At 52.3% G+C, this 13022-nt stretch carries 13 protein-coding genes; 6 read left to right on the top strand and 7 right to left on the bottom strand.

Annotated elements, in window-relative coordinates:
* Window positions 1-25: 25 nt before the first annotated feature.
* The 4 genes from JGC47_RS00175 to JGC47_RS00160 all read left to right on the top strand — a co-directional run bounded on the left by JGC47_RS00175 (window position 26) and on the right by JGC47_RS00160 (window position 3322).
* Window positions 26-1174, top strand: a complete 1149-nt coding sequence (locus JGC47_RS00175) for a mannitol-1-phosphate 5-dehydrogenase (protein WP_004161099.1) — start codon at window positions 26-28, stop codon at window positions 1172-1174.
* A 71-nt stretch (window positions 1175-1245) separates the two neighbouring features.
* A complete protein-coding gene (locus JGC47_RS00170; RefSeq protein WP_004161100.1) occupies window positions 1246-1791 on the top strand; it encodes an MltR family transcriptional regulator in 546 nt (181 codons plus the stop codon).
* Between the two features lie 73 nt (window positions 1792-1864).
* Window positions 1865-2227, top strand: a complete 363-nt coding sequence (locus tag JGC47_RS00165; RefSeq protein WP_004161101.1) for a YibL family ribosome-associated protein — start codon at window positions 1865-1867, stop codon at window positions 2225-2227.
* Between the two features lie 471 nt (window positions 2228-2698).
* Window positions 2699-3322 carry a helix-turn-helix transcriptional regulator gene (locus JGC47_RS00160; RefSeq protein WP_004161102.1) on the top strand — a complete coding sequence of 208 codons (624 nt, stop codon included), beginning with the start codon at window positions 2699-2701 and terminating at the stop codon, window positions 3320-3322.
* 97 nt (window positions 3323-3419) lie between these two features.
* On the opposite strand, the gene JGC47_RS00155 is transcribed toward JGC47_RS00160, so the two are convergent.
* A complete protein-coding gene (locus JGC47_RS00155; RefSeq protein WP_004161103.1) occupies window positions 3420-3689 on the bottom strand; it encodes a FaeA/PapI family transcriptional regulator in 270 nt (89 codons plus the stop codon).
* A 332-nt stretch (window positions 3690-4021) separates the two neighbouring features.
* Between JGC47_RS00155 and JGC47_RS00150 the strand changes: the two genes are divergently transcribed.
* Entirely contained in the window at window positions 4022-4465 is a 444-nt protein-coding gene (locus JGC47_RS00150; protein WP_004163508.1) for a winged helix-turn-helix domain-containing protein, read from the top strand.
* 548 nt (window positions 4466-5013) lie between these two features.
* On the opposite strand, the gene JGC47_RS00145 is transcribed toward JGC47_RS00150, so the two are convergent.
* From JGC47_RS00145 to JGC47_RS00125, 5 genes are all read right to left on the bottom strand, one after another.
* Window positions 5014-6072: a sugar ABC transporter substrate-binding protein gene (locus JGC47_RS00145; RefSeq protein ID WP_004161106.1), complete on the bottom strand. Its 1059-nt coding sequence runs from the start codon at window positions 6070-6072 to the stop codon at window positions 5014-5016.
* Between the two features lie 20 nt (window positions 6073-6092).
* Window positions 6093-7100, bottom strand: a complete 1008-nt coding sequence (locus JGC47_RS00140) for an ABC transporter permease (protein ID WP_004161107.1) — start codon at window positions 7098-7100, stop codon at window positions 6093-6095.
* Window positions 7097-8602: a sugar ABC transporter ATP-binding protein gene (locus JGC47_RS00135; RefSeq protein WP_004161108.1), complete on the bottom strand. Its 1506-nt coding sequence runs from the start codon at window positions 8600-8602 to the stop codon at window positions 7097-7099. Before JGC47_RS00135 ends, JGC47_RS00140 begins: the two co-directional genes overlap by 4 nt.
* 309 nt (window positions 8603-8911) lie before the next feature.
* A complete protein-coding gene (gene sodA / locus JGC47_RS00130) occupies window positions 8912-9529 on the bottom strand; it encodes a superoxide dismutase [Mn] (protein WP_004161110.1) in 618 nt (205 codons plus the stop codon).
* Window positions 9530-9731: 202 nt separating this feature from the next.
* The gene (locus tag JGC47_RS00125) at window positions 9732-11072 is read right to left on the bottom strand and encodes an aspartate aminotransferase family protein (RefSeq protein ID WP_004161111.1); all 1341 of its coding nucleotides are present in this window, start codon (window positions 11070-11072) and stop codon (window positions 9732-9734) included.
* Window positions 11073-11252: 180 nt separating this feature from the next.
* Here JGC47_RS00125 and JGC47_RS00120 point away from each other — a divergent pair, with 180 nt between their 5' ends.
* Window positions 11253-12047, top strand: a complete 795-nt coding sequence (locus JGC47_RS00120; protein ID WP_004161114.1) for a DeoR/GlpR family DNA-binding transcription regulator — start codon at window positions 11253-11255, stop codon at window positions 12045-12047.
* Here JGC47_RS00120 and fdhD read toward each other — a convergent pair.
* Window positions 11999-12856 (bottom strand): formate dehydrogenase accessory sulfurtransferase FdhD, encoded by an 858-nt coding sequence (gene fdhD, locus JGC47_RS00115; RefSeq protein WP_013036317.1) that lies wholly within the window; start codon window positions 12854-12856, stop codon window positions 11999-12001. The genes JGC47_RS00120 and fdhD overlap by 49 nt on opposite strands.
* Window positions 12857-13022 lie beyond the last annotated feature (166 nt).

The following is a 13022-nucleotide window of genomic DNA, read 5'->3' as shown; positions in this document are numbered from 1 at the left end:
TTGCATCATTAATACGGGAATATTTATGAAAGCATTACATTTTGGTGCCGGTAACATCGGCCGCGGCTTTATTGGTAAACTGCTGGCCGATGCAGGAATTCAGCTGACTTTCGCCGACGTCAATCAGGTAGTACTGGATGCCCTTAACGCCCGTGGCGAATATCTGGTTCACGTCGTGGGCGAGCAAGCGCAGATTGAGACAGTGAAAGGTGTCAATGCCGTGCACAGCGCCAGCGATGATATTATTGCGCTGGTAGCTGAGGTTGATATCGTCACCACGGCGGTGGGTCCGCAAATCCTTGAACGTATAGCCGGTGGCATTGCAAAAGGTATTGCCAAACGCAGTGATAGCGCTAATTCCCGACCGCTAAATATTATCGCCTGTGAAAACATGGTGCGCGGCACTACGCAGCTTAAAGCGCATGTACTGCGGGAGTTGCCCGGGCAGTATCACGCCTGGCTGGAAGAGCACGTCGCCTTTGTCGACTCTGCAGTCGATCGTATCGTTCCACCTTCTGCAGCGGACAGCAGCGATCCGCTGGAGGTGACGGTTGAGACCTTTAGCGAATGGATTATTGATAAAACCCAATTTAAAGGCGAGTTGCCAAATATTCCAGGATTGGAACTGACGGACAATTTGATGGCGTTTGTCGAACGTAAACTGTTCACACTCAACACCGGCCACGCTATCGCTGCCTATCTCGGCCAGCTGGCCGGCCATAAAACAATTCGCGAGGCGGTACTGGATAAGCATGTTCGGGCGATTGTACAAGGAGCCATGGAAGAAAGCGGCGCGGTGCTGATTAAGCGCTACGGTTTTGCTGCAGATAAACATGCTGCTTATATCCAGAAAATCCTTAACCGCTTCGAAAACCCGTACCTGAACGATGATGTTGAGCGTGTGGGTCGCCAGCCGCTCCGCAAACTGAGTGCGGGCGACCGCCTGATTAAACCGACGCTGGGCACCCTGGAGTACCATCTGCCGAATGATAATCTGGTCACCGGCATTGCCGCAGCGCTGCATTACCGTAGCGACCAGGACCCGCAAGCGCTTGAACTTGCTGCACTGCTATCCCACCAGGATGTCGCCACCACGCTGGCTCAAATCTCCGGGCTGGATAGCGACAGCGATGTGGTTAAAGCGGTAGTGAAAGCCTGGCATACCCTGGCATAATGTCGAACGCTCCTCACGGATGAACAAACAGGGCGCAGCACCGCTGCGTCTGCGCAAAAATACGAATCCATATGAATGAATTACAGTCTTTGACAGGGCAATCACAGGCTTTCGAAAATCAGGTCCTTGAACGCCTGAACGTAGGACGCTCGGTGAGATGTCTGCTTATCGCCGCCGTAGAAATGCTGGCCGATGCGGTTAACATGCTGGTAGAACAGGTATTTCGTAAAGACGATTATGCCGTCAAATACGCCGTAGAACCTCTGTTGCACGGCGATGGTCCGCTGGCTAAGCTGTCTGTTCGTCTGAAGCTAATTTATGGCCTTGGGGTGATTAATCGCCATGAATATGAAGACTGTGAACGCCTGATGGCTCTGCGCGAAGCTTTGAACCATGACGGTAGCGAGTACCGTTTCACGGACGATGAAATCGTTGGACCAATTAGCGCATTGCACTGCATGAGCACGTTACCGGCCTTTCCTGATTTTGCCAGCCATGATGCCGAACTGCGTGTTATGCAGCAGCAGCGCTATCAGCAGGTGGTGCGCTCCACAATGGTGCTGTCGTTGACTGCGCTAATTTCACGGCTTAGCCTCAGGCGGGCTTTCAAAAAGTAACCTACTCCTTTCCCTCTTTGCCCCACTTTCGTGTATTCTTTGCTGCAATGACTCCATTTAATGGTTAAGAACAATGAAAGAAAAAGTACAGGCAGAAATTAAAGAACTCAGTGACAAACTGGATGCGCTGAATCACAAAGAACCCGCACTGCTGGCTTCCGGGGACAGCGAAAAACTGGGTGAGCTGCTGAAAGAAAAAGATAAACTACAAGCCGAAATTGAGCGCCTGCGTGGCGTACGTGCCGAAAAGTTGGGTAAAGAAGCACAACAGCTCAATAAGCTGCCATTCAGCCGACCCATCACCAAAAAAGAACAGGCCAATATGGGGGCGCTGAAAAAAAGCGTACGCGGATTGGTGATTGTTCACCCTACCAGCGCGCTGGGTCGGGAAATGGGCCTGAAAGAGATGACCGGCTTCGCTAAAACCTCGTTCTGAGCACCCGGATGCTGGTGATGTAGCAAGCAGGATGCTTCCTTCCTGTTTGCTCATGTTGTGCCAACGCATCTCACATCATCTTCTCGCCACCCAACAAACCCGCCCAGCCGCGTTCTGCAATCGGCGTAACCAGCATGCGTACCTGAATTCAGACTCCATAAGTTGTTTTGATTGAAGACTGGCATTGCCCTCCATGACAAAAATCACAAGTGCTAAATTTATTAAATAAAAAACAGATTTTTTTTATCTCGATATTTAGTGTCGAAAATAAAATAATAATTCCCACTCGCGATTTATCTGGCAATCCAAATACATCAAAGCAAAATCAAATGTCGTAATAGACCAAAAGGCGAACATTGATATCGTCAGGAGTTTAATTTCAATATAATATTTTAGAAAGGTACTATTCAGGAGCTGCGTAGAGGCGCTTAATCAATGCCTCTGTTTAGGGATATCTTCAGGTAATTGGCCATGAAAAAAAACAACATCACGATTGTCATCAACGATCCGAACCGCTTTTACTTTGAAGGGTTAAAGAGTAGCGTTTACGAAAATCTTTTAGAGCAGGGCATAAACGCTGATTATACTGAATCTGCCTTTAATAGCCGTGCAAAAATAATCTTTCTGGCAGAAGAGTCATTATCCTTAGCAAATATTCACTACCTGAACCGCCGCATGTCTATGCGCCCCCTCTGCGTCTTTATTATTAAAAATAACCCCCACGAAGAGAGCCAGCTGGATATCACAACGGACGGCATGCATCATTATGTGACACTTTATCGTAATCAATCAGTCGAAAGTATACTGGCAGTAGTCAACGAGCAGCTGGAACAGCTGGATAACTTTCGCACCCGGCTTACTCCTTCAGGCGTTAATCGTTCCAGTAATAACCTGACCCGCCGTGAAACCGAAATTCTTCGTTATTTGGCGCGTGGCATCAGCAACGGCGGCGTTGCGCGATTCCTGAATATTAGTGAGAAAACGGTCAGTGCGCATAAGAGAAACATCATGTCAAAACTTAATATGGTTCGCCCCGCAGAGCTTAGCTACTGGTTAATACAGGAAGGCTGGTGTGAATCCCTGCGTGGCAGTTAAGTTGACTAATTGACCAGGGTGAAAAATTTATTTTCCCCGTATCAATCGTGGCGTATTCGGACAGAACGAATACGCCATTTTTTAGCCGGTGATGAAATTAACCCTTGAAAGATTTGGTCTTGTTCCAGTACAAACTTTTGCTATTGTTTAGTTTGAATGAGGTGATAACACCTTCTTGCTCTAGTTTAATTAAAATATGCCTGGCATTATATATGCTCAATTCCGATCTGTTGGCGATATCTCTGGTACTGGCAAAAACTGAGGGCGCGCTATTAGCATTTTGCTCTTCAAAGAATTCATTTATCGCACTAATGACTTTATCTACAGACATTCTTCGCTTAATGTTCTTGATGCTGTTCTCACGCATTGCACTACTCCTTTTGTTATACCCGGCTCCTGCCGAATCTATTTGCAAATTATAAAAGCGGTAAAAACATAGCGCACCAATGATAATACGCTAAATAGCAAAAAAAAACTTAATCTCAATTATTAAGTAATATTATTATTATTAGCCACTTTATTGTGAATTTTAAGAATAAAATATTCCTGAAGGGACATAACATCAATAATATTAAACAAATCACCTGAATATTTAGCTTTACCAATATGATGCCCGGAATGTCAAACCTGGCTTAACAATATTTAAATGGCTCTTAGTTACAGGAAACCGCAAACAGCTTGCGCGGTGCAGACAGTGCGATGACAAAAAAACTTATTTGGCTGGTGGAAAAAATGAACTACATTATTAATCATAACCTCTGTTTTGATTCATTAAATGGGTTACTGAAACTGACTGATAACAGTGACTCAACGTTACAGCTATCCAGGCCTGGAACAAGATTATTGACTGAATTAATTATTCACGCTGGTGAAATAATGACGCGCGAGGATTTGATAAAAAAAGTGTGGGAAGATCACGATCTCACCCCTTCTGGCAGCAACTTAAGCAACCATATCAGCCTGCTGAGAAAAGCATTCTCACAGCTGGCGGTGACAGAAATAATGATTACCACCATCCCTAAAGTCGGCTTTCGACTTGACGCCGTGGTCAGTGTGGAAAAATCCATCCATCGTCAATCAGGCTTTATTATTACCAACCTGAAAGCCTTGTTAGCCCCATTGAATAAGAAAAAAAAACTTTAGTCCCATAACCCAGAAGCTGGTTCCTGGTGGTTTTAATAACCCTTGATATCTGGTCACCACAACAGTGAATTGACTTTTATTCTTCCAGTCTGCAAATAGTGATAAATCTTAGCCAGGCATGGCTGATTTAATGAATTAAAGATGGTTGTGTAAAAGCATAAAGTGAGAGCTTAATATTCAGTCAACGCAGAAGCAGCGCCACCATCATATTTAAGATAATACTTATTTCCGTTTGATTTTCTCGCCCGATGAACAATAACAGTCTGTTACGCCATTCCCATAACGGCAGAAGCCACTTGATAATCTTCTTAGTGCATCCTGAATGGACAGGTGCCGTTTAAAGTAAACCATTTCACTTATGGCATTGCTGTGAACATGCGCGAGCGGCGAGAGGTCCGCTCATTCTTTTAACTACGTCGAGTTACTACTATCTTTTGAACTGCCACGCCAGCCTGCTGACCACCGCTAATGGTCAGCATTTTAAGGTTAATTGAGGGATCTACCCCTGAAGCAGATAACCCCTTATTTTACAAGATGACGTACCTGTACTACTTTTTCGCGTACTGCGCTTCAAGGTCGGCAAACCACGGGGCCACAAAGTCGTCCGATGCCCCCCAGCCCGGAATGATTTTACTCAGAGTGGCAACGCTAACTGCCCCACTTTGGGCAGCCAGATCGACCTGTGAGATAGCCGCAGCTTTAAACTGAAAGCTGGCCGGCGTTGCCTCGCCGCCAATTTTATTGGCAACAAGCCGCATATTTGTCGCACCAATCAGCTTACTGTCTACCGCTGCCGTCTGCTTCCACGGACTGTTTCTCTCGTGCATCAGCTGCAAATCCTGATTGGAAACATCAATGCTGTAAAGTTTAATCTCGGTACGCCCGTTCTCTTGCAGAGCTTTATAAGCTCCTTGGGCGAACGCATCCCACGATCCCCAAATTGCATTAATACTGCCTTTAGGATACTTCGCCAGAATAGCGCCTATCTTATTGGCCGTGTCGCCCTGCACGTCAGATGAAACCGCACCAATTGACTCCAGTTGGTGAATGCCCGGATTCGCTTTCAGCATCTGCTCATAAACGACCTGACGCCGCTCCATAGCCGGGAAGCCCGCAACCCACAGTTTGACTATATTCGCCTTACCGTTGCTATCTTTCACCAGTTGGTTAAGGGAGAGCTGTGCCAGCGAAGCATCATCCTGCGCCGTCACCGTCACGCCAGCAATCGGCTGGTTGACGGGTGTATCAAACACCGACACTTTGATCCCGGTATCAGAAATGCGTTTCACCAGTGCGGTTGAATAAGGGTCTTTGCCATGTGACAGAATAATACCGTCGTACTTCTGACTAATGGCCTGATTCACAAAGTCCTGGAAGCGGGCATCGTCTCCGTTGCTCAGGAACGTGCTGACCTTGAAGCCCAGCTTGCGGCCTTCCTGAACGGCTCCGGCGACAAACTGGGTGGTGTTGTCGTCGGAACCGAGGTTACGGATCACCGCAATACGCACCGGGCCTGAGTGGTTAGCGATTGCCGCAGGTACGGCCGCGAAGGCCGGTGAAGCGGTGAGCAGGCTCAAGGCCAGCAGAGATAAAGCGAATTTTTTCATTTTACTACCCCTGTTGAAAGCTACGCGCCCGGCACGCGCTGAACGTAAGTGATAGCCAGCGCAACCGCCAGCACCAGGCCTTTGATAATATCCATCGCGTAGTAAGGTACGGACAGCATCACCAGGCCATTTTGTAATACTCCCAGAATAACCGCGCCCAGCAATGTTCCCAGCGCGTTGGGCTTGCCCGCACCAGCGAGCGATAATCCTATCCACGCCGCTGCCACGGCATCCATCAGATAACCACCGCCGGCGTTAATCTGCGATGAACCTATGCGTGATGCCAGCAAAATACCACCCAGCCCGGCCAGCAACGCCGAAATCACATAGGCCAGCACGCGATAACGACCTGTGCGAATGCCGGAAAGCCTTGCTGCTTCTGGGTTACCACCGATGGCATACATGCGGCGGCCATGTTTGGTTAGCGACATCAACAGCTGTGCCACTATGGTCACCGCCAGCATCACGATAACGATGATCGGCACCTGCCCAAGTAGTGAAAACGCTGACGGTAGGGTTCCGGCGGCCATATCACCATTGGGCAGAACCATATTTTCGGTAATCGATCCCCCATAGCTGTATGTCATCGCCACACCCTGTACCACAAACAGGCTGGCAAGCGTTGCCAGCATGTCGGGGATCTTCAACACTACGATCATAAAAGCATTAAACAGGCCAACCAGGGTACACAGCAGCAGAGTCAGAGCGATGGCCTGAGTCGGGCCGAAGCCGTACCAGACGAACAGCGAGATAACCAATGAGTTCGCCAACGACGCGGTGGAGCCAACCGAAAGGTCAAAACCCCCGATGGTCAGCGAAATCGATACGCCAACCGCCATCACCGTCACTATCGCTATAGAGCGTAAAATATTGATGATATTGGTCGGTTCAAGAAAGCTGTCCGAGGCGATGCCGAAACCAGCAATTAATGCGACTACCGTTAATAACATTCCCCACTTATAGAGAAAATCAAATAACTGATGCCGTGCGGACGGAGCCGCTTTCAGGGAAAGTTCTTTGCTGCTCACGCAGGCGTTCCTCCGGTAGAATAATGTAAAAGAGTCTGTTCATCGGCGGCGTCGGCGGCTATTTCTGCCACAATTCTGCCATCCCACAGCACGCAGATGCGATCGCACAGGCCAGTCAGCTCGGCAAATTCGCCAGAGGCATAAATGATGCCTTTGCCCTCGCGCGCCAGCCCGTCTATCAGGGCGAACAGATCGGTTTTAGCCTTGATATCCACGCCTTTGGTCGGTTCGTCAAAAATCCAAATATCCGCGTCATTGCACAGCCATTTGCCGATGGCGACTTTCTGTTGGTTGCCACCAGACAGGCTGCGCAGCGTTTGCCGCGGTCCGGTAGTACGGATCCCCAAACGCGCAATCACCTCTTCAGCCCAGCGCCATGCCAGGCGATGACCGAACAGACCCCAGCGCGAAAAACGGTTATCCGCGCTCACGCTAAGGTTCATCATCACCGACTCGGCGATAAAAACCCCCTCTTTGCGACGCTCTTCCGGGATCAGCGCCATACGGTTTGCCACCGCCGCATGGGGGGAAGAGGGTTGCCACGGCTGACCGTGCAGCCTGGCATGCTGTACCCGGCAGCGGCTGGCGCCAAACAGCGCCTTGCACAGCTCGGTTTTTCCCGCTCCGGCCAGTCCGGCAATGCCAAGGATCTCGCCTTTATGCAAGGTCAGGTTAATATCCTGAAGCAGTTTCTCATCATGCAGCCCGGCAACATGCAGCAGTTTTTCCGTGCTGAACGGCGCGCGGCGCGGCGGATAGAGGTCGCCAAGCCGATGACCGATCATCTGCTCAATAATCTGTTCCGCGCTCAGTCCCTGCATTGCGCCGCTCCCGACCCGTTCCCCGTCGCGCAGCACCGTTAGCCGGTCGCAGATTGCCATCAGTTCGTGGATGCGGTGGGAGATAAACACCACGCCAATCCCCTGGCTTTGCAGCTGACGCAACACGGCAAACAGCCTGGCGCTTTCATGCTGGTTAAGGGGAGCGGTGGGTTCATCAAGGATCAGAAAACGGCAGTGATGCGACAACGCGCGCGCCAGCAGGATCTGCTGTTTTTCCGCCAGCGAGCACCGTTCCACCTTGCGGCGCACGTCTGTCTGTACGCCCAGCTGCGACAGCAATACCCGTGCCTGACGGCGCATCTCGCCCCAGCGGAGGATATGCCCTCCTTCCGCCAGCCGATCCAACATGATGTTCTCCGCCACGCTCAGGCCGGGAACCAATGCCACATCGACTTCCTGCTGCACCAGGTGAATGCCCAACTGCCTGGCATCGCGTGGGCTACGGATCGTCACCGGCTGGCCGTCGAGCAGGATCTCTCCACTGTAATGGTCGTGCGCGCCAGAAAGCACCGCCATCAGCGTGGACTTTCCGGCACCGTTGGCTCCGGTCAACGCATGGACAGAATGCCCTTCAAGGGTCAAATCGACGGATTTAAGCGCCGTAAAACCGCCGAAACCGATCGAAATCTGGCGCATTTCAAGGCGATTTATCGCTGTCATAGGCGTATTTTCTCTGGCTGAAACAAGTGAATGAGCCGCATTTTTTAATGGATTGTCACGGCAAGCAACTAACGAAAAGGAATAAGCTAACACAAACGATTCTTAGCCATCCAGATGTCCATAAACTACAGCCTTTAGCGCTGGGGCCTGGGGTTTAATCAGTAGAAAACAGCGGAGTAACGCTGATTTGAGGGTGGTTGTGCTGGTTTGTGGTGAAATTTGATTAAGCAAATCGAAGGTCAGAAAAGGGATGTCGCTGGCAGGCAAAAAAACCGGCGAACAGGTCACCGGTTATCGTCGTGGACTCGGTTACTTAGCGGCGGCGAAGTTCTCTGCTGCCCGATCCCAGTTCACCACGTCCCAGAAAGCCTTGATGTAGTCAGGGCGTTTGTTCTGGTATTTCAAGTAGTAGGCGTGTTCCCACACATCCAGGCCGATGATCGGAGTGCCGGATGCACCAGAGATGGCTTCACCCATCAGCGGGCTGTCCTGGTTAGCGGTAGAAACCACCGCCAGCTTGTCGCCTTTTTTCACCAGCCACGCCCAGCCGGAACCGAAACGGGTGGTTGCCGCTTTTTCGAATTCTGCCTTGAAGGCGTCAACGCTACCGAAATCTCTCTCGATGGCTGCTTTGAGATCGCCGCCCAGAGAGGTGCCGGTTTTCAAACCTTTCCAGAAGAAGCTGTGGTTAGCGTGGCCACCCGCGTTATTACGCAGTGGGCCTTTCTTATCGGCTGGCAGCTGGTCCAGTTTGGCGATCAGCTCTTCAACCGGCAGGTTAGCGAACTCGGTACCTTCCAGCGCGGCATTGGCGTTGTTCACGTAGGCTTGATGGTGTTTGGTGTGGTGGATTTCCATCGTCTGCTTGTCGAAATGGGGTTCCAGCGCGTCGTAGGCATAGGGCAGGGATGGTAGTGTATAACTCATGTTCTTCATCTCCAGTCATGTAGGGCGGTGCTGCGAGTTGCTCATCAGCACCACGTAAGCAGTCGGATCATTATAGTTAAATAAACCCGTGGTAAAAGGGTTATCAATGCCCCGCCATTCATAAGGGTATCAGTGACAACGCGCTCGGTAACGGCGTTATATCTTTATCCGCCAGGTTACAAGCAAATGATCTAAGGAGCTTTTAACGGCTCAGTGCCGCCAGCGACTTATCGAGCGCACCCACCAGCCAGTCGATGTCACTTTGCTGAAACGCCAACGGCGGGCGCAGCTTCAGCACATTACCATACGGCCCGGCGACGGAGGTCAGCACGCGATCCTCACGCAGCATCTCGGTGACATCCAGCGCCAGCTGCTTGTCCGGCGTTTTGCCGGCTTTGTCTTTGACCAGCTCAAAACCAATAAACAGGCCGGAACCCCGCACGTCGCCCACGCACTCATATTTCTCTTTCAGCATTGCCAGCTCGTTGAGCAATTTCGCGCCGACAACGCGACTGTGTTCCTGAAGCTCTTCCTCTTTAATAACCTTCAGCACCGCCTGTGCCGCCGCCATGGCTACCGGGTTGCCGCCGAAGGTATTGAAATAAGGAATATCATCGCTGAACGCTGCCAGCACATCGCTTTTCGCCAGCAGCCCGGACACCGGAATGCCATTACCCATCGGCTTGCCGGTGGTGATGATATCCGGCACCACATGGTGTCGGGCAAAACCCCAGAACGCTTCGCCGGTACGGGCGAATCCGGGCTGTACTTCATCCGCAATGAAGATGCCGCCGTTACGATGTACCACGTCGATGGCCTGCTGCAGGAACCCTTTTGGCCCCGGCAGCACGCCGTCGGAGGAGAAGATCGAATCGGCAAGGAATCCGGCAAATTTGATGCCGTGTGCGGCCATATCATCAATCTGCTGCTGGATCCGATCGGCAAACCAGGCACCGAGATCCGCTGCATCAACGCGGTAGCGATCCGGCGGCGGCACCAGGCGCGTGGTGGCTGCCAGCGGCTGCCCGCTGCCCAGCGCCGGGGAAACCCCGGACGTCAGGTCGCTGGTGCCATGATAAGACTCCTGGGTGACGATGATCCCGCTGCCGCCGCTGTAAGCCCGTGCCACGCGGATGGCCAGGTCGTTGGCTTCCGACCCGGTGCACATGTACATGGCGCGGTCGATCGCCGCCGGTGCGGTAGCCAGCAGCTGTTCGGAGTAGTCGAGGATCGCTTCATGCAGATAGCGGGTATGGGTGTTCAGCTGATTCATCTGCTGGTACACCGCATCAATCACCGCCGGATGACAGTGACCAATACTGGCAACGTTGTTATACACATCAAGGTACTTATCTCCTGCAGCATCCCACAGATACTGGCCCTTACCACGCACCAGATGAACCGGCTTACGGTAGAACAGACGGTAAGACTCGCCCAGCACCTGGCTGCGTTTATCCGTCAGTTTGCGCACGTCCGCGCTCAGACCGTCGGCATGCTCGGCGCGAAAACTGTTGGTATCCATGATAGTTGAACGTGTAGCCATGATCACTCCCGTAGCAAAATTGAGGTTCGCCTGCCGGCAGGCAGTCAGCGCTGTCTGCCCCCATCATGGCAAATTTTGAGCAAAATGCAATAAAATACACAAACGCAATAAAATACACATGCAGAGTGGCACATGATCGGTTAGGCTGTAGCCGTGAGTTGTCGTCAGGGAATCTGAATTATGCTGCAGGAAACACGCTTACATCGCATCCGGGCGCTGCTCAGCACCCTGGGCCAGGTCAGCACCGAACGAATCATCAAAGAGCTGGGCATTTCGCGGGAAACCGCCCGGCGAGATATTATTGTGCTGCAAGCACAGGGGCTGGCTAAACGCGTTCACGGCGGGCTGGTGGCGCTGGACGCCACGCCTGAACCGCCGCTAACGGTGCGCAGTTCGGTGATGGCGAAAGAAAAACGCGCCATTGCGCGCACCGCCGCCCGTCTGTTGCAGCCCGGTCAGACGGTATTCCTTGATGCCGGCAGTACCACCACCATGCTGGCGGAAGAGCTGCGTACCATGTCCGGCCTGACGGTGATTACCAACAGCCTGAATGCCGCGTTAAAGCTTTGCGCGGCGGAAGAGGATGAAACGCTGAACAACCAGGTGATTCTGTTAGGAGGCAGTATGCAGGCCGGTGCGCAAGAGACGCGCGGAGAGCTGACCGTCGGTGAGATTTACCGTTATCGCGCCGATGTGGCGCTGCTCTCCCCGGTCGGGATTGAGCAAAATCACGGGGCCAGCAGCTTTCATCCCCATGAAGCCGCGATTGCCAGAGCGATGACCCATCAGGCCAGCCGCCTGATCCTGTTGGCCGACCACAGTAAACTCGGCATCAACAGCCGCCTGAACTATGCCGGCATCCATCAGGTCAGCACGCTGGTGACCGACAGCAGTGCGGCCGCGCTGCCGGCATTTGTTGCCCTGAATCAGGTGCTGCCAGAGGTCGTACTGGCCCCGACCAGTCGCTGCGGATGAGTATAGATTGTCGCGCGGCCCGGTTTACTGAAGCCTGCCAGCGTCAGATTGCTGCGCTCTGCGACCTCCACCGCCAGGCGAGTTGCGGCAGAGACGGCAAACAGGATCTCCACCCCGCACATGGCGGCTTTTTGTACCATTTCATAGCTGGCGCGACTGGATACCAGCAATGCGCCGTCCGCTCTGGCCCATTCGGCCTGACTGCGGATGCCGAGCAGCTTGTCCAGCGCCACATGGCGGCCAACATCTTCGCAGCCGGCGCGCAGCCGTCCGTCCGGATCAATCCATGCCGCGGCGTGAGTACAACCGGTTAACTGCCCTACCGGCTGGAAATCCTTTAGCTGGCGCAGTGCGCTATCCAGCTGACCGAGGTCAAAATGCCGGGTAAACGGCAGTGGCTGAAGCGGTTTACCGATCTCCGCCAACTGTTCCACACCGCATACGCCGCAGCCGGTACGCCCGGCCATCGCCCGCCGCTGCGCCTTCAGCGCCATAAAACGGCGGCTGGACAACTCTACCCGGACTTCAATACCGTTGCAGGCTGGCACAATATCAATCGCGTAAATATCGCCCGGCACCGCGATAATTCCTTCCGACAACGAGAATCCGACAGCAAAGGCGGCCAGATCCTTTGGCGTGGCCATCATCACCACATGGGAAATGCCGTTATAGACCAGCGCTACCGGCACCTCTTCCGCCAGCCAGTCCGGTTGCGGCTGCTGTCGCGCACCACGCTGCCACACCATCACCTGCTGTGCGCCGGTCTGTTTCTGACCCTGGTTTTCGCTTTCTTGCTGTTTGTCATTCACGAAATGCACTCATCATCTGCGCCACACATTGCGGTGGCCTGGTTATCGTCATATGCGGCTAAAAAACGCATTTTCTTCATTGTGAGCTTTCAACGCCAGCGCCGCAAAAATTATTCAGCCGTACTCTGTCAGCGCAGCTATTTTGTTCGTGCGCGACAGACAAATC

It is taken from the genome of Erwinia amylovora, assembly GCF_017161565.1.
GTDB lineage: Bacteria > Pseudomonadota > Gammaproteobacteria > Enterobacterales > Enterobacteriaceae > Erwinia > Erwinia amylovora.
The sequence above is the reverse complement of the archived record's forward strand: the minus strand, read 5'-3'. Positions and strand labels throughout refer to the sequence as shown.